The 21,098-nt window shown below is 65.7% G+C and carries 16 protein-coding genes and 1 pseudogene; 10 read left to right on the top strand and 7 right to left on the bottom strand.

The window, feature by feature from the left end:
* Nucleotides 1-47: 47 nt before the first annotated feature.
* On the bottom strand, nucleotides 48-1,523 hold the full coding sequence (locus V5F66_RS20105) for an undecaprenyl-phosphate glucose phosphotransferase (RefSeq protein ID WP_394094594.1): 1,476 nt from the start codon (nucleotides 1,521-1,523) through the stop codon (nucleotides 48-50).
* Between the two features lie 759 nt (nucleotides 1,524-2,282).
* On the opposite strand from V5F66_RS20105, the gene V5F66_RS20100 reads away from it, so the two are divergent.
* Together V5F66_RS20100 and V5F66_RS20095 are read left to right on the top strand one after the other, a co-directional pair.
* On the top strand, nucleotides 2,283-2,996 hold the full coding sequence (locus V5F66_RS20100; RefSeq protein ID WP_394094593.1) for a hypothetical protein: 714 nt from the start codon (nucleotides 2,283-2,285) through the stop codon (nucleotides 2,994-2,996).
* A 124-nt stretch (nucleotides 2,997-3,120) separates the two neighbouring features.
* Nucleotides 3,121-4,095, top strand: a complete 975-nt coding sequence (locus V5F66_RS20095; protein WP_394094592.1) for a DMT family transporter — start codon at nucleotides 3,121-3,123, stop codon at nucleotides 4,093-4,095.
* Nucleotides 4,096-4,141: 46 nt separating this feature from the next.
* On the opposite strand, the gene V5F66_RS20090 is transcribed toward V5F66_RS20095, so the two are convergent.
* The 4 genes and pseudogenes from V5F66_RS20090 to rfbC (V5F66_RS20075) all read right to left on the bottom strand — a co-directional run bounded on the left by V5F66_RS20090 (nucleotide 4,142) and on the right by rfbC (V5F66_RS20075) (nucleotide 6,840).
* The gene (locus tag V5F66_RS20090) at nucleotides 4,142-4,915 is read right to left on the bottom strand and encodes a ferredoxin--NADP reductase (protein WP_041575794.1); all 774 of its coding nucleotides are present in this window, start codon (nucleotides 4,913-4,915) and stop codon (nucleotides 4,142-4,144) included.
* Nucleotides 4,916-5,098: 183 nt separating this feature from the next.
* The gene (gene rfbD / locus V5F66_RS20085) at nucleotides 5,099-5,998 is read right to left on the bottom strand and encodes a dTDP-4-dehydrorhamnose reductase (protein WP_394094591.1); all 900 of its coding nucleotides are present in this window, start codon (nucleotides 5,996-5,998) and stop codon (nucleotides 5,099-5,101) included.
* Between the two features lie 109 nt (nucleotides 5,999-6,107).
* A pseudogene (locus V5F66_RS20080) lies at nucleotides 6,108-6,228 on the bottom strand (NAD-dependent epimerase/dehydratase family protein); the annotation flags it as partial.
* 45 nt (nucleotides 6,229-6,273) lie between these two features.
* Nucleotides 6,274-6,840 carry a dTDP-4-dehydrorhamnose 3,5-epimerase gene (gene rfbC / locus V5F66_RS20075; protein WP_012115522.1) on the bottom strand — a complete coding sequence of 189 codons (567 nt, stop codon included), beginning with the start codon at nucleotides 6,838-6,840 and terminating at the stop codon, nucleotides 6,274-6,276.
* 208 nt (nucleotides 6,841-7,048) lie between these two features.
* On the opposite strand from rfbC (V5F66_RS20075), the gene V5F66_RS20070 reads away from it, so the two are divergent.
* Nucleotides 7,049-8,197: an AGE family epimerase/isomerase gene (locus V5F66_RS20070; RefSeq protein WP_394049823.1), complete on the top strand. Its 1,149-nt coding sequence runs from the start codon at nucleotides 7,049-7,051 to the stop codon at nucleotides 8,195-8,197.
* 43 nt (nucleotides 8,198-8,240) lie between these two features.
* Here V5F66_RS20070 and V5F66_RS20065 read toward each other — a convergent pair whose 3' ends face one another.
* Nucleotides 8,241-9,692 carry a mannose-1-phosphate guanylyltransferase/mannose-6-phosphate isomerase gene (locus V5F66_RS20065; protein WP_394006907.1) on the bottom strand — a complete coding sequence of 484 codons (1,452 nt, stop codon included), beginning with the start codon at nucleotides 9,690-9,692 and terminating at the stop codon, nucleotides 8,241-8,243.
* Nucleotides 9,693-9,934: 242 nt separating this feature from the next.
* Entirely contained in the window at nucleotides 9,935-11,251 is a 1,317-nt protein-coding gene (locus tag V5F66_RS20060; RefSeq protein WP_012115525.1) for a UDP-glucose dehydrogenase family protein, read from the bottom strand.
* A gap of 548 nt (nucleotides 11,252-11,799) precedes the next feature.
* Here V5F66_RS20060 and V5F66_RS20055 point away from each other — a divergent pair.
* The 7 genes from V5F66_RS20055 to V5F66_RS20025 all read left to right on the top strand — a co-directional run bounded on the left by V5F66_RS20055 (nucleotide 11,800) and on the right by V5F66_RS20025 (nucleotide 21,092).
* Nucleotides 11,800-14,094, top strand: coding sequence for a GNVR domain-containing protein (locus tag V5F66_RS20055; protein WP_394094590.1), 2,295 nt, complete (start codon nucleotides 11,800-11,802; stop codon nucleotides 14,092-14,094).
* 602 nt (nucleotides 14,095-14,696) lie between these two features.
* Nucleotides 14,697-15,254, top strand: coding sequence for a dTDP-4-dehydrorhamnose 3,5-epimerase (gene rfbC, locus V5F66_RS20050; protein WP_394094589.1), 558 nt, complete (start codon nucleotides 14,697-14,699; stop codon nucleotides 15,252-15,254).
* A 17-nt stretch (nucleotides 15,255-15,271) separates the two neighbouring features.
* On the top strand, nucleotides 15,272-16,339 hold the full coding sequence (rfbB, locus tag V5F66_RS20045) for a dTDP-glucose 4,6-dehydratase (protein WP_012115529.1): 1,068 nt from the start codon (nucleotides 15,272-15,274) through the stop codon (nucleotides 16,337-16,339).
* Complete coding sequence (gene rfbD, locus V5F66_RS20040; protein ID WP_394094588.1) at nucleotides 16,330-17,223, top strand: dTDP-4-dehydrorhamnose reductase; 894 nt, start codon at nucleotides 16,330-16,332, stop codon at nucleotides 17,221-17,223. Before rfbB ends, rfbD (V5F66_RS20040) begins: the two co-directional genes overlap by 10 nt.
* Nucleotides 17,224-17,237: 14 nt before the next feature.
* On the top strand, nucleotides 17,238-18,122 hold the full coding sequence (gene rfbA, locus V5F66_RS20035) for a glucose-1-phosphate thymidylyltransferase RfbA (RefSeq protein WP_012115531.1): 885 nt from the start codon (nucleotides 17,238-17,240) through the stop codon (nucleotides 18,120-18,122).
* A 168-nt stretch (nucleotides 18,123-18,290) separates the two neighbouring features.
* On the top strand, nucleotides 18,291-19,427 hold the full coding sequence (locus V5F66_RS20030) for a glycosyltransferase (RefSeq protein ID WP_394094587.1): 1,137 nt from the start codon (nucleotides 18,291-18,293) through the stop codon (nucleotides 19,425-19,427).
* Nucleotides 19,428-19,598: 171 nt separating this feature from the next.
* Entirely contained in the window at nucleotides 19,599-21,092 is a 1,494-nt protein-coding gene (locus tag V5F66_RS20025) for a glycoside hydrolase 5 family protein (protein ID WP_394006915.1), read from the top strand.
* Nucleotides 21,093-21,098 lie beyond the last annotated feature (6 nt).

The raw sequence follows: 21,098 nt of genomic DNA, 5'->3' as shown, positions 1-21,098 counted from the left end.
GAGGCCCCCGGCTCTTTCGCATTGAACGGTCTGAGTATGAGTCGGTCTCAGTAGGCGTCGTTGCGGAAGACCTCGATGAAGGTCTTCAGGATGATCTTGATGTCGAGCCAGATCGACCAGTTGTTGACATACCAGAGGTCCATCTCGATCCGCCGTTCCATGAGCGAGATCTCGGAGGTCTCGCCGCGCAGGCCGTTGGCCTGGGCCCAACCGGTGATACCGGGCTTCACATGGTGGCGGAAGGCGTAGCCGGCGATCAGCTTGGAATACTCGTCGTCGTGGGCCATGGCGTGGGGCCGGGGGCCGACGATGGACATGTGCCCGAACAGCACGTTCAGCACCTGCGGCAGCTCATCGAGGCTGGTGGCGCGCAGGAAGCGGCCGACCCGGGTCACGCGCTTGTCGTTGCGCTGGGCCTGCGTCACCTTCGCGCCGTCCTCCATCACCGTCATGGAGCGGAACTTGTAGATGGTGAACTCGCGCCCGCCGAAGCCGTTGCGGCGCTGGCGGAAGATCACCGGCCCCTTGCTGTCCGACTTGATGCAGATGGCGATGATGGCGAACAGCGGCAGCAGCAGCGTCATGGCAACGCCGGACACCGCGATGTCGAGCACCCGCTTCTGGGCCAGCTCGATCCGCGAGAGGGGCGCGCGCTGCACCTCGATGGCGACCGAGGAGCCGAAATCCACCCGCGGGGCGTCGAGCAGCTCGTGAACCGCCTCGTCGGGCAGCAGCTTGACCGGTACCGGGAGCGCCCGCAGCCGCGCCCGCACCGCGTCGAGGCGCTCCAGGCTGCTCCAGGGCATGGCGATAACGATTTCCTCGATCCGCTGCTGGCGGGCGAACTGGATGGCGCTCTTGAGCGTATCGAGTTCATCCGTGCTGAGCGAACCGGACGCACCGGCCGGGGCGCCAGAGAAGCTGAACCGGCGCATCTCCCGCAGGCCGAGGCGCTCGAGGATTTCGGCGGGTACGACCTGGTCGAGCTGGGACACGTCGCCGATGAGGATGGAAGGCCGGCCACGCACCGCACCGGTTTCGACCGCGCGGCGCAGCCACACGCCCATGGCCCAATGGGACGCAGGCACCGCCACGAAGCCGAGCGCGGCGAAGATGCCGGTGGAGAGGCGCGAGGTGTCGTCGCCCACCTTGAGGCAGAAGATCACGGTCGCCACGAACAGGATGGTGAAGGTCCAGTTCACGAACGCCGCCCGCACCTGCTCCGTGGTCCGAGCCATCTGCCAGGGCTTGTACAGCCCCCGCGACGTGGTGATGAGCACGAACGTCACCGCCGCGAGGATGCCGATGCCCAGCGGACGCGTGAAGTCGAAGCTCGACAGGGCGCCCGTCGAGGTCTGGCTCGTGGAAATGAGGTCCACCAGCATGCTCAGGGCGAGCATGAGGGCCGCATCGCACAAGATGAAGAGGGGCGGCATGGAGGCGTAGTCGATCACAGCCCGCTGGACCGACCCCTGCACCTCGCCGACGCGCTCGACCCGCATATTGTCCGTGGATATCGACATCTGGCCTTTGATCCCTCGGATTGGAGTCGCACCGAATATCAAATGATATGGTGACAATAGCATCCCGAATGCTGCGATGCAAGCTAGTATAAAAATGCATACCTTTCGATTTAATATGTAATAAATTTGTTAAGATGCCATCTTGTGGCCTGTTATATCGAAACATAACGTTGGAGTGTCGGTCGACTGGTTCGGAATTTGGAAGAATAGGTCAAGAACAATTGGATTTTGCCTTCATGTCATCGACCTGATTTCGCATATTGCGACGCACTTTTCCTTGATAAAGTCACGGTATCAAAGGACGGTGCTCAAGGCATGGGCAATGCTGCATTGCGACAAAATTTACCTGCTGCATATCGCAGCACCTGCGATCTGCGACAAAATGCCAGGGAATATGTGCGGCGCGGTATGATTTACCCGCTTGCGCAGCTTGGGCATGCTGCAATACGGCAATTTAGGCGGCAAAGCAGGCCGGTCGCCTGCTCGTCGCGCATGGTGGCCGAAGAATTGTTATCCGGCGACGGTATTAAATTGCCGCGACATTCGGCCCGTCACGCCCCGTTCCGGCTACCGGGAGTAGGCGACCTAGCCGGGTGTGCGGAGAAGGGGCCGTGCCGGATCGGCGGGCGAGACGCCGGCGAGACTCGGGCTTCGCATCAGGCCATCGACAAGGGCAGCGCGAGCCGTCTAGGAACATGCCGGGCCGGTCGTAACGGAAGCCGGGCCTGGCGCGATCCTCGGCAGCACCGGTGGCGACTTATGGATAAAAGCTACAAGATCCCGCTTCTGGCCTCGCTCAAATGGTCGTTCCAGTGGGCCGTCGCGGTGGTCCTTCGGCATCAGAAGACAACCGCCGCCTATGTCGCGGCAGGCGTGGTGGCGGGGCTGTTGGCCTCGTCCGGCTTGGGCGGGCTGCTGCTGCTGGTCTACTCGCTGGCGAGCATCCCGCTGGCGCTCCTCACCCACGCCGAGGTGCTGCGCGGTCCGTCGGCCCTTGATGCCCAGACCCTGGGGCAGGGGCCGGGACGGATGGTCGGCTATCTCATCGACACCATTCTCATCGGCCTGGCGGCGGGCTTGAGCGCGCTGGTGCCGATCTTCGCCATCGCCATGCTCAGCGGGCCGGCGTCGATGGGCAGTGGAGTGGATCTGGTGCTGGCCTTGCTGGTCGTCACCGTTGTGGCGGTGGTCGCGTCCCGGCCGGCGCTGCGTCTGCCGTCGCGGGTCCTGGGCGATCCGATCTCCTGGTCGCAGGCCTGGCGCCTTGGTCAGGGCAACACGCTTGCGCTGGTCCTGGGCCCATTCCTGATCTCAGTGCCGGTCCTGATCGTCGAGCAGATCGTGCAGATCCTGGTACCGGAGATGCTGTCCGACGTGGTGAGCATGGTGCTGCTGCCGGCCCAGATCGTGCTCACCTGCGCCTTCCTCTCTGTTGCCTACGGCCAGCTGCGGCGGGCGAATCCGGAACTTTGAGACAGGACCCGGTCGCGGGCCGAGCCCGGCGCGGAACTAAAGTCTAAGCCCTGCGGCAGATGCATGCCGCGCGCCTTCGGACCGCGCTATAGGGATGGAGCCGCCTTGTTCGGATCTGCCCCAGATGAATGTCCCGGCCGGAATCGGCCTGCAAATCGCCGCCACCTTCTTCTTCGCCGTCATGTCCGCGCTCGTGCGGATGGTGGCCGACGAGGTGCCGAGTGGCGAGATCGTCTTCGCCCGCAGCTTCATCGGGCTCCTGCCCGTGGTGGTCTGGCTCGCCTGGAGCGGGCGAATGACCGGCGCCCTCGTCACCCGCCAGCCGTTCGGCCACGTGGTACGGGGCCTCGTGGGCGTGAGCGCCATGTGGCTCAGCTTTGCCGCGCTGGCCTTCATCCCGCTGGCGGAGGCGGTTGCCTTTTCCTATGCCACGCCCCTGGTGGCGGTGGTGCTGGCGGCAGTGCTGCTGGGCGAGCGGGTGCCGGCCTATCGCTGGCTCGTTCTTGCCATTGGCATGGGTGGCATCGTGCTCATGCTGTGGCCGTCGTTTTCCCACGCCTCGGTGGGGTCGGGGCCGGGGCCGCTGATCGGGGCGGGGCTGGCGCTGGCCGGCGCGGTGGGGGCGGGCTTCGCCATTACCCAGGTGCGTCATCTCACCCGGACCGAGACCAGTGAGGCCATTGTCTTCTACTTCTCGCTGGTGGCTTCCGTGGCGGGCCTCGCCACGCTGCCGCTCGGCTGGGTGATGCCGGACGGGCGGGTCGCGCTCATCCTCGCCGGCATGGGGCTGGCGGGCGGCATCGGGCAGATCTGCGTGACATCGGCCATCCGCCATGCTCCGGCGTCGGTGGTCGCACCGCTCAATTATGCCACGCTGATATGGGCCACCGTGCTCGGCATCATCCTGTTCGGGGAATGGCCGGAGCCCCTTGTGATCGCGGGCGCGATGGTGGTGATCATGGCCGGGCTGGTCCTGATCTGGCGCGAGCGCAGGCCGGCTCCGCGCATCGTGGCGTCGCGGCCTGAACCTCCGGCCGGGGGCTGCGCTTCTGCAGACGACCCCGGGGAGGCGCCCCCCGTGCAGGACGATGCGGCGTGAATTGGCGGCGTGAGCTTCAGGCCGGTGAAAAGAAGCGGGAGCGCGGTCAGCGCTCCACGAATGCCTTTTCGATGACGTAGTGGCCGGGTGCCGACTGGCTGCCCTCGGCGAAGCCGCGCGATTCCAGCAGGTCCACCACATCCTTCAGCATCTGCGGGCTGCCGCAGAGCATCAGCCGGTCCTCCTCCGGGGAGATGACAGGCAGTCCGAGATCGGCGAACAGCTTGCCGGAGGTGATGAGGTCGGTGATGCGGCCCTGATTGCGGAACGGCTCGCGGGTCACGGTGGGGTAGTAGATGAGCTTGTTGCGCACCTCGTCGCCGAGGAACTCATGGTTCGGCAGTTCCTTGGTGAGGAATTCGTCATAGGCAAGCTCGGCCACCGTGCGGGTGCCGTGGATCAGGATCACCTTCTCGAAGCGCTCATAGGCCTCCGGGTCCTTCACCACCGAGAGGAACGGGGCAAGGCCGGTGCCGGTGGAGAGGAGGTAAAGCCGCTTGCCGGGCAACAGGCTGTCCTGCACCAGGGTGCCCGTGGGCTTGCGGCCGACCAGAAGCTTGTCGCCCACCTTCAGGTGCTGGAGCCGGGAGGTGAGGGGCCCGTTCTGCACCTTGATGGAGAAGAACTGCAGGTCCGGCTCGTAATTGGCGCTGGCCATGGAATAGGCGCGCAGCAGCGGCTTGCCGTCCACCTTGAGGCCGATCATGGTGAACTGGCCGTTGAGGAACCGCAGGCCCGGATCGCGGGTGCAGGTGAAGGAGAAGAGGGTGTCGGTCCAGTGGTGAACGCTGGTGACGGTCTCTTCGTTGAAATTGCTCATCTTCAAAATCCGGTCACGGCACGCCCCGGAGCGCGCCCGAAACGGCGACGGCCACATGAGGCTTTAGGGAGACCGCATCACCCTACAGGATGTGGCGAGGCTTCAAAAGTGCGACGGCATGTCCTCCGTGGCGGCCCCGATCCGGTTTCCGGAGCGAGGTGCCCCCGCAGGGGAGGCGCCGCTTCAGGTTGCTTCCACGGGGGCTTGGTGCGCCAGCAGCGCGTCCACCACCTCGCCCACGCGCTGTTCCCACGGCGCGGCCCGGACGCCGAAGGTGCGCTCGAACAGGTCGCTGGCCAGTTCGGAGTTCTTCGGCCGCTGCGCCGGCGTGGGATACTCGGCGGTGGTGATGGGTGCGACTTCCGGCGTCTTGCCGGTGTGCACGGCCGCTGCCGCCACGATGGCGCTGGCGAAGCCGTGCCAGGTGGTCGCGCCGGTTCCGGCGAAATGATAGGTGCCCCAGCGGGCGTCGCCTCGTGCCGCGGCTTGTGCCGCCGCCAGCACCGCCTCGGCGAGGTCGCGCGTCGCGGTGGGGCAGCCGCGCTGGTCGCTCACCACCTTCAGCAGGTCCCGCTCGGCGGCGAGCCGCAGCATGGTCTTCAGAAAGTTGTTGCCGTGGGCGCCGTAGACCCACGAGGTGCGCACGATGACGTGCCGCTCGCTGGCCGCGCGCACCGCTGCCTCGCCGGCGGCCTTGGTGCGGCCGTAGACGCCCAGCGGGGCGATGGGGTCCGCCTCCACATAGGCGCCGGCCTTGGTGCCGTCGAACACATAGTCGGTGGAGACGTGGATGAGGGGGGTGCGGTAGCGTGCGCAGCGCTCGGCGATCAGGCCGGGGGCGAAGGCATTGATGCGTGCCGCCATCTTCTGTTCGGTCTCGGCCTTGTCCACGGCGGTATAGGCGGCGGCGTTGATCAGCGCATCGGGCCGCGCCGCCTCGATCGCGCGGGCCACCGCCACCGGATCAGCGATGTCCAAAGCGTCGTGGCCAAGCCCGACCATATCAAGGCCGCGCTCGGCGGCGAGCGCCGTTACCTCGCGCCCGAGCTGGCCGCCGGCGCCAAACAGGAGGATGCGGGTCACGATACAACCCCCAGCTTGGAGGAGGCCGGATTTTCGAGCCCGAGGCGCTGGCCCTGGTCGCGCTGGCGCCAGGGCGCCCGCCCTGCGCGGTTGTCGAGGGGAGCAGGGGCGGCGAGGCCGCCCGCATAGGTCAGCTTGTCGAAGGCGAGGACGTGGTGGCCTTCACCGGTCAGGTGCCGCACCACCGCCGAGCCGATGAAGCCCGCTCCTCCGGTCACCAGAACCCGCATGCCGTTCCCTTCACAATTGCCTCTGCCCCTGCTTCAGGCGCGCGGCTATCCGTTCGAATGCACGAAGGGACTGTCGAAATCCTTGAGGCGGGGCAATATCCGGTCCTTGTCGGAGAGGATGGTCTCGCCGGTGAAGCGCCAGTCGATGGCGAGGTCGGGATCGTTCCAGATGATCCCGCATTCGCTCGCCCGATCATAAAACGCGTCCACCTTATAGGCGACGCGCGTGTCGGGGGCGAGGGTGCAGAAGCCGTGGGCGAAACCCTGCGGCACAAACAGCTGTTCGCCGCCCTCGGCGGTGAGGCGGGCGCCGGCCCAGCGGCCGTAGGTGGGCGAGCCCTTCCGCACATCCACCGCCACGTCGAAGATGGCGCCGCTCAGCACCCGCACCAGCTTGGCCTGCGCGAAGGGGGGCGCCTGCATGTGGAGGCCGCGCACCGTGCCCGGCAGCGCCGACAGCGATTCGTTGTCCTGCACGAAATCGGCGACGATCCCGTTCGCCGCATAGAGCGGCTTGACGTAGGTTTCGCAGAAATAGCCGCGCGCGTCGCCGAAGCGGCGCGGCGTCACGAGGATGACCTCTGGCAGGTCGAGCGCTTGAAAGGCCGTCATGGCGCGCTTCTAGGGCTGCCGCACGGCGAAGGCAACGGTGCGGTGCGGCGGAGACCGGCGCCGGCCCGGACCAGCCCGGTGTGGCGCCCGCCGCAGGTCGCCGCTTGCGGCACATTGTCGGCCGGCATCTCCTTTGGCCGAACCGCCTTCGCGTTGTGATGGGCGCCGGGCTAATGTGCCCCCACCATTGAGGTATGGGGTAATGGCGATGGCCCTTTTGGAAGCGCAGGCCCGGTGGGCGCGTGAGTGGCTGCTTGATGCGGCGTTGCCGCTGTGGTGGACCGTGGGGGCTGATCCGGCCGGTGGGTTTCACGAGAAGATTGCGCTCGATGGCACGCCGGTAGCCGCGTCCCGCCGCCTGCGGGTCCAGGCGCGGCAGGCTTATGCCTTCATCGAGGGCGGCCGGCTTGGCTGGGATGGGCCGTGGCGGGAGGCGGCGCGGCACGGGCTCGACTTCCTGCTCGCCCATTACCGGCGGCCCGACGGCCTGTTCCGCACTCTGGTCGCACCCGATGGCCGGCCCCTCGACGAGACGGCGGACCTCTACGACCAGGCCTTTGTGCTGTTCGCGCTGGCTCAAGCCCACACCGCCGGCCTTGGTGGCGATGAACTCATCGCGACCGCGCGGGCCTTGGCGACGCAGCTTCAGGCCGAGCGCGGCAATCCCGTCGGCGGTTTCGAGGAGGCGAGCCCCCGCGTGCTGCCGCTGCGCTCCAACCCGCACATGCATCTGCTGGAGGCCAACCTCGCCTGGGTGGAGGCCGGCGTCGCGGAGCCCTTCGCGGACGTGGCGCGCGGCATCGTCGCCCTGGCAGCGACGCGACTGATCGACCCGCAGACCGGCGCCATCGGCGAATATTATGACGGCGAGTGGCGCTTCGCCGCCGGCGAATCGGGCGGGGTGCGCGAGCCGGGGCACCAGTTCGAATGGGCCTACCTGCTCGATCATGTCGGCCCGGTGCTGGGGCTGGACCATCGGGCGGCAAGCCGGCGCATGTACGGGTTTGGCGCGCGCTTCGGCATCGATCCGGTGCGGAAGGCCGCTGTGTTCGCACTCGATGCGTCTGGTCAGGTGAGCGACCCGAGGGCGCGGCTCTGGGCGCAGACGGAGCGCCTGCGCACCGCCCTGATCTTCGCCGCGGCCGAGAGCGATGTTGCGGTCCGCGCCGACTACGTGGCCGCGGCCGAAGAGGCCTTCACCGCGCTGCAGGCCTATCTGGATGTTCCGGTGCGGGGCCTGTGGCACGACCAGTGGCTGGTCGACGGCAGTTTCGTGGAGGAGGCCGCGCCTGCCTCCTCCTTCTACCACATCCTCTCCGCCCTGGCGGTGCTGCTGAAGGCGGGCGGGGCGGCCTGAGTGGGGCGGGCCCGCGCCCGTCGTAATCCTGCCGGCGCGCCGCTCAGGCGCGCTGGTAGATGTCCTCGAAGCGGTGGATATCGTCCTCGCCGAGATAGGAGCCGGTCTGCACCTCGATCAGCTCCAGCGGAATGCGGCCAGGATTGCCGAGCCGGTGCACGCTGCCGATGGGGATGTAGGTGGATTCGTTCTCGTGCACCATGTAGCTGCGATCCGCCACCGTCACCTCGGCGGTGCCGCGCACCACCACCCAGTGCTCGGCCCGGTGATGGTGCTTTTGCAGGGACAGGATGCCGCCCGGCTCCACCACGATCTTCTTCACCTGGAAGCGGTCTCCCTTGCAAACGGTCTGGTAGGTACCCCAGGGCCGGTGAATGGTGAGGTGCTCCTCCACTTCCTTGCGGTTGGAGTCCTTGAGCGCCGAGACCAGCGCCTTCACGTCCTGGCTGCGGTTCGAGGGCATCACCAGCACTGCATCCTCGGTGGCGATCACCGAGACGCCGTCGAGGCCGATGGCCGTCACCAGCGGGCCGTCCGAACGCACGAAGGAATTGCTGCTGTCGAGAAGCTGCACCGTGCCGACGGTGACATTGCCCCGCTCGTCCTGGTTCCCGATCTCGTGCAGGGCGTCCCAGGAGCCCACGTCCGACCAGCCGAAGCTGCCGCGCACCACCGCGGCGTGGCGGGTGCGCTCCAGCACTGCGAAGTCGATGGACTTCGACGGCGAGGACTTGAAGGCGGCGGGGTCGAGGCGCAGGAAGCCGAGGTCGGACTTGGCCTCGGCGACGGCCGCGCGGGCGGCATCGGCGATGGCCGGCTCGAACACGTCCGCCTCCTTCAGCAGCAGGCCTGCCGGGAACAGGAAGTTGCCCGAGTTCCAGAGGTAGCCGGCAGCTACATAGCGCTCGGCCGTGGCGCGATCCGGCTTCTCCACGAAGGAATCCACCTCATAGGACCCGCGTTCGTCGATCTGGGCGCCGAGGCGGATGTAGCCGTAGCTCGTACGCGGCTCGGTGGGCTCGATGCCGAAGGTGACGATGCGGCCGAGGCGGGCGGCCTCCGCGCCGATCTCCACGGTCTTCACGAAGCCGGCCGGGTCGAGCACCACATGGTCGGAGGCGAGCGCCAGCACCAGCGTTTCCGGACCGTAGGTCTCGGCCACCCAGACCGCCGCCGCGATGAGGGCGGGCGCGCTGTCGCGGCGGGCCGGCTCGAGCATGACGGTGGCGTCGATGCCGATGGCCCGGGCCTGCCGCTGGGCGAAGAAGCGGAATTCCTCGTTGGCCACCACCACCGGATCGGCGAACACGGCGCCGGGCGCCGCGCGCAGCAGCGTGTCCTGGAACATGGTGTTTTCGGTGGCCAGCGGCAGGAACTGCTTCGGCAGGCTGTTGCGCGAGAGCGGCCACAGCCGCGTTCCGGAACCGCCGGCCAGAATGACCGGGACGATCTTTCCGCTGGCCGACTTCGAGGTGACGGTGGACGAAGTGGTCATGGCGGGCCTCAAGCTGGGTTCAGGTCACGTTGCTCCAAGCAACGGGCGTGGTCCACAAAGAAGTCCTCCGAGGCCGTCGTCGGGCAGCAGCAAAAGTCGCTGTCCGGACTGGAGCGAAATCTGGCTGGGCTGCTACAGCCTGAGCCTCAAGTCCGCCGTCAGGCCTGGGTGGAAGCACGGTCAACCGACCGGATTGCGGTACAATCCGGTCGGAGTGTCTTCCGGCATCCGCGACCTCAGTCTCAGAGGTCGGCGAGGCCGCGCCCGACGCTGCTGTACCTGAAGCCGAGGCTCGCCATCTCCTCGGGGCGGTAGATGTTGCGCAGGTCCACCACCACCGGCTGGGCCATCATCGACTGGATGCGCTTGAGATCGAGGGCGCGGAAGGCATCCCATTCGGTGACGATGACCAGGGCGTCGGCCCCGTCCGCCGCCTGATAGGGGCTATCCACATAGTCGACGTTGCTCAGCACCATCTTGGCCTGCTCAACGCCTTCGGGATCGTGCGCCCGGATGGTGGCGCCGGCATCCTGAAGGGCGGTGATGATGGCGATGGACGGCGCGTCGCGCATGTCGTCGGTGTTCGGCTTGAAGGTGAGGCCCAGCACGCCGACGGTCTTGCCGCGCACCGATCCGCCGAGCGCGGTGATGACCTTGCGGGCCATGGCGCGCTTGCGCTGGTCGTTCACCGACACCACCGTCTCCACGATGCGGATGGGCGCATCATAGTCCTGGGCGGTCTTGATGAGGGCCAGAGTGTCCTTCGGGAAGCAGGATCCGCCGTAGCCGGGACCCGCGTGCAGGAACTTGGAGCCGATGCGGTTGTCGAGGCCGATGCCGCGGGCCACATCCTGGACGTTGCCGCCCACCTTCTCGCACAGGTCCGAGATCTCGTTGATGAAGGTGATCTTGGTGGCGAGGAAGGCGTTGGCCGCATACTTGATCAGTTCGGCGGTGCGGCGCGAGGTGAACAGCAGCGGCGACTGGTTGAGGAACAGCGGGCGGTAGAGGTTGGTCATGACCTCCTTGGCGCGCTCCTCGTCGGTGCCCACCACGATGCGGTCGGGCCGCTTGAAATCGATGATGGCGGCGCCTTCGCGCAGGAACTCGGGGTTGGAGACGACGGAGAATTCGGCGTCCGGCCGGGTCTCGCGGATGATGCGCTCCACCTCGTCGCCGGTGCCGACGGGCACGGTGGATTTGGTCACGATCACCGTATAGCCCGTCATCGCGCTGGCGATGTCGCGGGCGGCCTGATGCACGTAGGAGAGGTCGGCATGGCCGTCGCCGCGCCGCGACGGCGTGCCCACCGCGATGAACACGGCTTCCGCATCGGCGACGCCTTCGGCGAGGCTAGTGGTGAAGAACAGCCTCTCGGCTTTCACGTTCGAGGCCACGAGATCGTCGAGGCCGGGCTCGAAGATCGGGATTTCACCGCGCTTCAGCGCCGCAATCTTGCCCTCGTGCGTGTCGACGCACGTAACCGTATGGCCGAAATCCGCAAAGCACGCGCCGGAGACCAAGCCCACATAGCCCGCTCCGATCATGGTCACACGCATGGCCCAGCCCTGTTTTGTGCAACTTTCGCCCTAAGGCTTCGGTCGCATGTTGCATCGCAGCAGGGATTAGCCCCCCGTGGCCAAAATCTCAATGGATTTTTGCCCTTCAGCCCCTATTGGGACCTGACCTCAGCGACGCACCCCGCACCCTCGCCCGCCGTGCGTGTGCTCGATGCGAACGCGCGTGAAAGTCGCTCCCGCAGCGCAAACAGGAGCTTACGGCCGACGGACGCCCGCGCCGGCGGCCAAAATCCCAAATTTAGTGCAAGTGCCTAAAAATACGACAGGATTTGCGGTCCCTTGGAAGATCTGATTCTCATTTTGCAACGCGATGCCATCGTGAGGGGCCGGCCACTGTGGCGGGACTGCTCGGTACGCGGCGCGTATTGCCGGCGGCAACGCGAAAAAGGGCTGCGAAAGCGAACTTTTTTGGATGAATCGTACCAAGATGCGTTCTGTGTGCGCCGCAGCACTGGCCTTCGCGGCAGGCTCGCGCTAACGTGCGGCGCGAGAGTTTATTTCAAGTGTAGCCACGAGGGGTCGTATCCGTGCTGCAGTCTCCGAAACGGTCGAGCGGGGGGCTTCGCTACGAAGGTAGCTCTCAAGGCGAGAGTTCCATTCCTTCCATCGATTTCTCTGGCATGCTGGCGGCCGTCCGCAGGCAGATGCGGCCCGTACTGATCGGGACCTGCATCGGCGCCGCGCTCGGACTGGCGTATTTCATCGCCAAGACTCCCGTTTATTTCGCCGGCACACAGTTGCTTCTCGACAGCAAGTCGAAGGTCAACGACGAAGTGGCCGTGACCGCCCTGTCGGAGCTGGGCCTCGACACCGGCGCCGTCGACAGCCAGGTCGAAGTGCTGAAGTCCATGAACATCGCCAATTCGGTGATCGCCAAGGTCGGCCTCGACCGGGTGCTGGACGATGACAACGTGCAGTCGGCCGTCGCCAGCGGCATCTCCGCGGTGAAGTCCGGCATCCGTGCGGTCAAGGAGGCCATCATTCCCCCCCGCAAGCTGACACCGGCGGAGGAGGAGGCGGGGAAGCGCGAGGCGGCGCTGCTCTACCTGAACAACAATCTGTCGCTCAAGCGCGTCGGCCGGACCTACGTGATCGAGATCGGATTCACGTCGACCCAGGCCGACAAGGCGGCGCAGATCGCGAATGCCTATACCCAGGCCTATGTGGACGACCAGTTCTCCGCCAATTTCGACGCGACGCGCCGGGCCAGCGACTGGCTCCTGCCGCGCATCCAGGAATTGCGCCAGAAGGCAATCGAGACCGATCTCGCGGTCCAGAGCTTCCGCGGCGAGAAGGGGCTGATCACCACCTCCACGGGCTCCCTGGTCAATGAGCAGCAGGTCGGTGAAATCAACACCCAGCTGGTGCTCGCCCGATCGGACGTGGCGCGGGCGGGCGCGAAATATGACCGCATCCAGTCCATCATCTCGTCCGGCCAGATGGATGCCGCGGTGTCCGAGGCCATCGACAATCCCATCATTGTGGAATTGCGGAACAAGGCGACCGCCGCCGCCAAGACCGAATCGGAGCTCGCCAGCAAGCTCGGCCCCACCCATTATCAGGTGCAGCGGCTGCGGTCCGATATCGCCGAATATCAGCGGCTGATCTTCAGCGAGCTCGGTCGTATCGCCGAAAGCTACCGGAGCGAGCGGGACATCTCGCTGGCCCGCGAGCGGGCTCTCGAAGCCCAGCTGAAGAGCCAGGTCGGCCTGTCCGACGTGGCCAACAAGGACAAGGTGGCGCTTCGCGAACTGGAGCGCGAGGCTGATACCTACAAGAACCTCTATGAGACCATGCTGCAGCGGTACCAGGAATCCCTGCAGAAGCAGTCCTTCCCGGTCTCCGAGGCGCGGGTGATTTCGGTTGCGGTGACACCTTCGCTGCCGGCCGCTCCGAAGCTGGTTCTGTCCCTCATCCTCGGTTCGATCGTCGGCTTCATTGGTGGCGCCGGATATGGCGCCGTGCGCGAGCTCAGGGACCTTGGGTTCCGTTCCGCGTCGCAAATCCGCGATCTGCTCAGGCTCGAGTGCATCGGCGTCATGCCGCGGATCTCGGCCCGGCAGTTGGCCATGGTGCCGCCCCTCTCCAGCACCGGTCCGAACCAGGTGGGTGGATCGGCCATGATGCGCTATGGCACCAACCACATCCTTTCGCCGTTCGCGGAGACGTTGCGCAGCGCCAAAGTCGCGGTGGACTTCGCCGTGGGTGAGAAAGCGCCCAAGATCATCGCCCTTGCATCGGTCCTGCCGACCGAGGGCAAATCGACCATCAGCAAGAATTTTGCCTCCATGCTCGCGCAGCTGGGCACGCGCACGGTGCTGATCGACGCGGACCTGCGCTTTCGCGGGCTGAGCGACGATGTCACCCCGCACGCGCAAAAGGGCCTGTTCCACATCCTCAGTGAGGGCGAGCCGGTTTCCTCCGTGATGAAGGTGGAGCCGGAGACGGGGCTGTTCTTCATTCCCGCGGGCTCTGATATCGGCAGCGCTCACACGAGCAATCTCGTGTCTTCGCCGGCCATGGGGCAGCTTCTCGCGGAAATCGGGACGACCGCCGACTATATCATCATCGATCTCCCGCCCCTGGGGCCGGTGGTGGATGTGCGCGCCGCCGTCAAGTATTTCGATGGTGTCCTGTTCGTTCTCGAATGGGGTGCGACATCCCGCGATCTGGTGGTGGATTCCTTCGAGGCCAATCCGCAGGTCTATGAGAAGTGCATCGGCGTGATCCTGAACAAGGTGGATACGCATCGGCTGCATTTCTACACCAGCAAGGTGCCGCAGGACGGGCTGCACAAGAAGTACGCCGCCTATTACGGCTGATTGGTCTTCCGCCGGGATGTCCGACGAACGTGAGGCTCTGCCTGCGGCTGGTCTGTGGGCAGGGGCGCCTGTCGCTCCTTCCCGACCCCGCAGTGCGGTTCACCGCGTTGGACGGACGTTGGTTGGCGTCCGTCGGCGTACTCGCTATGCGGTTCGCGGGCGCGGGGTTGGCTGGTTGGCTGGTGCATCACCGGGCGCGGGTCTGTGACCAACGCAGGTCGGTTGTTGGCGAGGCTGCGGTAGCCAGTTGACGCCCGGCGGCGACCTCAACTCCTGCGCACCCTCATCCAAAGCTACTTTGGGTGGTCTAGGTCTATACTGGATGGTGTATCGCGCCGCTTTACACGACTTGGTCGAACTTCCCGCTCCGGCCTGCGCGCGCACGTCGCACCGGCATCATGGTGCGCTGCAGAGCGTCGGGGTTTAGACGGTTTTTGCACTGCGAAACGCGCTTCAAGTGGGCCGGAACGCACCGCATTCTGTTCCGTGAGCACGGTTCGTAGATTGCATAGGTGGGCGTTATCCTCTAGTCTTATGTGCACTGCACACTGACCAAGGTGCGGTTTCGCATTTTGAGATAATCATGGCGCGGGCTGGTAAACATGAAGCTCGAAAGGCTGGCGATTCCCGAGATCGTCAAGATTACTCCGGCGCGCTTCGGCGACGCTCGCGGCTATTTCTCTGAAGTTTTTAAGGATGAATGGTTCCGGAAGAATGTTTCCGACTCGACCTTCATCCAGGACAACCAATCCCTTTCTTCAACGGTGGGCACGGTGCGGGGGCTGCATTTCCAGCTCGACCCATTCGCCCAGGGCAAGCTGGTGCGCTGCACGGCCGGCGCCATCTTCGACGTGGCGGTGGACATCCGGGTGGGTTCGCCCACGTTCGGCCGCTGGGTCGGCGTGGAATTGACCCCGGAAAATGGCGACCAGCTCTGGATTCCTCCGGGCTTCGCACACGGTTTCGCGACGCTGGTTCCTGATTCCGTCATCTTCTACAAGGTGACCGCTCCCTACAGCGCAGCCCATGACCGCGGCCTGCTGTGGAACGACCACGAGATCGGCATCGACTGGCCCCTTAAGACGGGGCAGGCGGTGCTTTCGGAAAAAGACAAGGTTCAACCGCGGCTGGCGGATCTGCCGCCCAGCTTCGCTTACTGAGTTGCGGAGAGATCTCCATGCGCATTCTAGTCACAGGCGGGGCGGGCTTCATCGGTTCCGCTCTCGTGCGTTACCTTGTGTCGGAGGTGGGCGCTGAGGTCCTCAACGTCGATAAGCTGACTTATGCGGGCAACCTTGCGTCGCTCAAAGTCATCGAGAACGCGCCCAACTATCGCTTCCTCCAGGCCGACATCACCGATCGCGCAGCCATGTCGGAGGCGCTCGCCTCCTTCAAGCCCGATCGCATCATGCATCTGGCGGCCGAGAGCCATGTGGATCGCTCCATCACCGGCGCCGGCGAGTTCGTGCACACCAACGTGGTCGGCACCTTCACGCTGCTGGAAGCTGCGCGCCACTACTGGAGCGAGCTGCCGGCGGCGGAGAAGGAGGCCTTCCGTTTCCTGCACGTCTCCACCGACGAGGTCTACGGCTCCCTCGGCGAGGACGGGCTGTTCGAGGAAGTGACGCCCTACGATCCCTCCTCGCCCTATTCGGCGTCGAAGGCCGCCAGCGACCATCTGGTCGTCGCCTGGCACCGCACCTACGGCCTGCCGGTGGTGGTTTCCAACTGCTCCAACAATTACGGCCCCTACCACTTCCCCGAGAAGCTCATTCCGCTGACCATCCTGAATGCGCTGGAGGGGCGGACCCTGCCGGTTTACGGCAACGGCGCGAATATTCGCGACTGGCTCTATGTGGAAGACCACGCGCGCGCTCTGCACCTCATCGCCTCCAACGGACGGCTGGGCGAGAAGTACAATGTGGGTGGGCGCAACGAGCGGCGGAACATCGAGGTGGTTCGCCGCATCTGCGACCTGATGGATGAGCTGGCGCCTAAGGCAACCTCCCACCACGACCTCATCACTTTCGTGACCGACCGGCCGGGGCATGATGCGCGCTACGCCATCGACGCCACCAAGCTTGAGACCGAGCTGGGCTGGAAGGCCCGCGAGACCTTCGATACCGGCATCGCCAATACGGTGAAGTGGTATCTCGACAATGCGTGGTGGTGGCAGCCGCTGCGCGAGAAGGTCTATGTGGGCGAGCGCCTCGGCATCATCGAGAAGGCCGAAAAATGCGCCTGATCGTCACCGGCAAGCAGGGTCAGGTCGTCTCTTCGTTGCTGGAGCGCGGCCCTGCCGCCTCCGTCGAGGTGATCGCGCTCGGCCGGCCGGAACTCGATCTGGCCGACGCGGCCTCCGTGCGCTCCGCCATCGCCGCGGCGGCGCCCGACGCGATCGTGTCGGCTGCGGCCTACACGGCGGTGGACAAGGCGGAGAGCGAGCCGGACCTCGCCTTCGCCGTCAACGAGACCGGTGCGGGTGCGGTGGCGGAGGCTGCGGGCGCCCTTGGCGTCCCGGTGATCCATCTCTCAACCGATTATGTCTTCGCCGGCGACAAGGCCGATCCCTATGTGGAGACCGATCCGACAGGGCCGGTCTCCGTCTATGGCGCCTCGAAGCTTGCCGGTGAAAAGAAGGTCGCCGCGGCGACGGACAATCACGCCATCCTACGCACCGCCTGGGTCTATTCCCCGTTCGGCGCGAACTTCCTGAAGACCATGCTGCGCCTCGGCGAAAGCCGCGACGTGCTGCGGGTGGTGGCGGACCAGCGCGGCACGCCGACCAGTGCCCTCGACATCGCCGACGCGGTGATCGCGGTCGCCCGGCGCCTGAAGGCGGATCCGGATCCGGCCCTGCGCGGCGTGTTCCACCTGACCGGAGGCGGGGAGGGGACCTGGGCGGACTTCGCCGAGGCTATCTTCGGCGGCCTGAAGGAGAAGACCGGGCGCGAGGTGAAGGTGGAGCGGATCACCACCGCCGACTATCCGACGCCGGCGCGCCGGCCCGCGAATTCGCGGCTTTCGACTAAAAAACTGCAATCATCCTATGGAATTGTGCTCGCCGACTGGGACGCGTCCACGCGTGGCGTGGTCGACCGGCTGCTCGCCGCCGGCCCGGCGACTTGAAGGAAGGCAGGGGTATGAAGGGGATCATTCTCGCCGGCGGATCGGGCACTCGGCTCTATCCGATCACCAAGGCTGTCTCGAAGCAGCTTATGCCGGTCTACGACAAGCCGATGATCTACTACCCGCTGACCACGCTGATGCTGGCGGGAATCCGGGAGATCCTCATCATCACCACGCCGCATGATGCGGAAGCCTTCGCCCGCCTCCTGGGGGACGGCACGCAGTGGGGCATCCAGATCAGCTACGCGGTGCAGCCGAGCCCGGACGGGCTGGCGCAGGCCTTCATCATTGGCGCGGACTTCGTTGCCGGCGGGCCGTCGGCGCTGATCCTCGGCGACAATATCTATTACGGCCACGGCCTGCCGGAATTGCTGCGCGCCGGCAGCGCGCAGGGCAAGGGCGCCCGTGTGTTCGCCTATCATGTGACCGATCCCGAGCGCTACGGCGTGGTCGAGTTCGACCCCTCGATGCGGGCGATCTCCATCGAGGAAAAGCCGGCGCAGCCCAAGAGCAACTGGGCGGTGACCGGGCTTTATTTCTACGACGAGCAGGTGGTGGACATCGCCGCCAACCTGAAGCCGTCCCCCCGGGGCGAGCTGGAGATCACCGATCTCAACCGCGTGTACCTGGAAAAGGGCGAGCTCTCGGTGGAGCTCATGGGCCGCGGCTATGCTTGGCTCGACACCGGCACGCCGGACAGCCTGCTCGACGCGGCCGACTTCGTCGCGACCCTTGAGAAGCGCCAGGGTTTCAAGATCGCCTGCCCTGAAGAGGTGGCGTATCGCATGGGGTTCATCGACGTGAACCAGCTTGGCGAACTTGCTGTTGCCCTAGGCAAGAGCAATTACGGCAAGTATCTCGCGCAGATCGTCAAGCAGAAGGGGAGCGTGGGCGTCTGACGCCCACGCAAGACAGCCTAGCGATTTCGACGCCACAACCCCGGGGGCGGTATGCGTATTCTTGTTGTGTCAGCGATGTTCCCCCCCAACGTTCTCGGCGGTGCGGAAATCTCTGCTTTCAATCTCACGTCCTGGTTGTTGAAGCAGGGGCATGAAATCGGCGTCCTCATGGCCGCCAAAGCCAAGGACGAGGTGAAGTACGGCGAGATGGTCGACGACATGAAGGTGTGGAGCCTATTCATGCCGCGGCCCTATCCGATCTTCAAGCAGGGCCGGGATGTGAACCCGCTGCTCAAGCCGCTGTGGCATCTGCAGGACCATTACGATCCCCGCAACCCGAAGCTGGTCGGCGAGGTGCTGGACGCCTTCAAGCCGGACTTCTGCAACGTGCATTACATGACCGGGCTCGGTCACAATGCGCTCGGGGAGATCGGCAAGCGCGGCATTCCCATGATGTACGTGATGCCGGACATGGCGCTGTCCTGCTTCCGCTCGACCATGTTCGTGAACGGCAAGACGTGCGAGACGCAGTGTAATCCCTGCAAGCTGTCCGCTGCGGTCAAGCGCCAGGGCATCCGTGCGGTGAAGCGCATCGGCTTCAGTTCGCCTTCGCTCGCCAACCTGGAGCAGAACGCGCGCTTCCAGCCGCTTATGGAATATCCCCACGCCCACATCCTGAACGCCAACAAATATCCCAAGCCCACCGCGCCGCGCGCGCCCTCCGACAAGGTGCGCTTCGTCTATGCCGGGCGGCTGCACCAGTCCAAGGGCGTCGATGTGCTGCTAAAGGCTGCCGAGCAGCTGCGCGAGCGCTGGGACTTCACCTTCACGGTGGTGGGCGGTGGCGGCTACGAGGGTGAACTGCGGCAACGGTTCGACCACCATGATTGGGTCACCTTCACCGGCCATGTTCCCCTGCAGGACGCCATCAACCACATCGGCGCTGCGGACATGCTCTGCATCCCCTCGATCTGGTTCGAGAATTCGCCCGGCGTGGTGATCCAGGCGCTGGGCATGAGCGTGCCGGTCATCGGCAGCGAAGTGGGCGGCATTCCCGAACTGGTGAAGCATGACGAGAACGGCCTGCTGGTGCCGCCGGGCGACCAGGAGGCCTGGCGCACTGCCCTTGAGCTGATCCTGAGCGATCCCGCCCGGCTGAAGCGCTACCAGGACCAGGCGGCGTCGCGGGCCGGCGAGTTTGAACAAGACTACCTCGGACAGCGTTATCTGAAGTTCATCGACGAGATCCGGAACTTCGAGGGCGCCACGCCCGGGAAGATCTACCACTCGCCTGCGGCGGTGTAGTCCCGGCCGGTCCTCGCACCGCGCCGGGAGACCACGGCACGGGGCGGGCGAAACCGGACCGGTGCGGTGGAAACACCAGCCGGCGTCCGAATGTCTTGGGTCAGTACCTCGGGTCGGTACCTCAGGTCAGAGTCTTGGAAAAGCGTCGAGGATTAGTGGCAGGAGATCGATTTGGCCAACGGTTTGCGGCGGGACGGCAAGGGGGGCGGGGCGGCTGTGCGCGCCCCTGCTCCCGTGCGTCCGCGCGCTGATTGGCTGAAGTTCTGGCGCGGGCTAAGGGCCGGACCGTCGCGGCGCCGGGTGCCGCGGTGGGTGGTGCCGCTGACGGGCGTCGTTCTTGCCGCGAGCCTGCTGTCGCGCTCCTACGGCACAGAGGTCAAGGCGCTCCGTTTCGACCCCGCCGATCCGGTGGTGGCGCGGGCGGAGCCGCTCATCATCGGCGCGAACGTGCATTTCGGCCTGCGCCGCGTGCTCGGCTTCACCTCGGACGAGGTCGGCCTCGACGGGCTGGCGGCCCTCGGCGCGGATTCCTTCCGTGATTTCCTGCCGTGGCCCTCGTTCGTGCCCGATGGCGAAGGGCAGCGGCTGGTCTATTCGCAGCGGCTGATGCGCTTCCTGGGCCGGACCAAGCTGTTGCCGGTGCTGAATGTTGGCCAGCCCAACAGCAACGTTCCCGGCGGCGTTCCCCCGGTGTCAGACCAGGGCCTCGTGACCTTCGCAGCCTATCTGCGTGAAGCGGTGCGGCTCACCGAGGCGCATCGGCCCATCTATGAGATCTGGAACGAGTGGAACATCCATTCGGGCTCGGGACCGGTGCTGCCGCGCCTGACCGGCGAGGGTGAGGCAAGCGATCCGCGCGCCGCGGTTCATTACGCGCGGGTTGCCCAGGCGGGCGTGCGCGCGATCCGGGAGGTGGCCCCCCACGCGCGGATTATCGTGGGTGCGGTCGGCGACGATGCGGGATGGGCCTGGACCAAGTCCATCGTGCGACGCGGCGCGCTTCAGGGCGCGGATGGGCTTTCGGTGCACGTCTACAACCACTGCCTCAACGCCCGCGATCGCACGGCGCGCGAACTGATCCAGCGCGTGGAAGCCCTGCAGCAGGCGCTGAAAAGCACGGCCGGCGGCGCGGAGACGCCCATCTACATCACCGAATTCGGATGGCCGGTCTTTCCGCAGCGCTGCACGCTGGACGAGACGCAGGCCGCGCATAACGTGGCGCAATTCATCCTGCTCGCCGCGCCGGTGCCGTGGATCAAGGGCATCTGGGTGCACAGCATGAAGGATGGCGGGAACAATCCCGACGACATCGAGGATCATTTCGGGCTGTTCCGCTTCGATAACACGCCGAAACCGGCGGTCTGCTTCTTCCGGGAGGCCGCAAAGATCGTGCGTTCGGCTCGATCGATCGAGGTGGCGGAACCGTTCGATGGCGTGTTTGCCGCGCGTGCGCGCGGACAAGATGGGCGCCAGCGGCTCGTGCTTTGGACATCCAACCGGTTTGTCGAGGCCCGTTACCGTCTGGACAAGGGACAAGGACAAGGGCGGCTGATGTGTGGAGGAACGATCCAGGTGGCGAGCGAGAATGAGGCTGCATTGTCGTCGCAGCCGCTGATCATCGATTTTGATGGTGATGCTGTGGTCAAGATCGAAATCTCGATTTAGCTAGGA

This window comes from Xanthobacter versatilis (genome assembly GCF_043193975.1).
GTDB lineage: Bacteria > Pseudomonadota > Alphaproteobacteria > Rhizobiales > Xanthobacteraceae > Xanthobacter > Xanthobacter autotrophicus_E.
The sequence above is the reverse complement of the archived record's forward strand: the minus strand, read 5'-3'. Positions and strand labels throughout refer to the sequence as shown.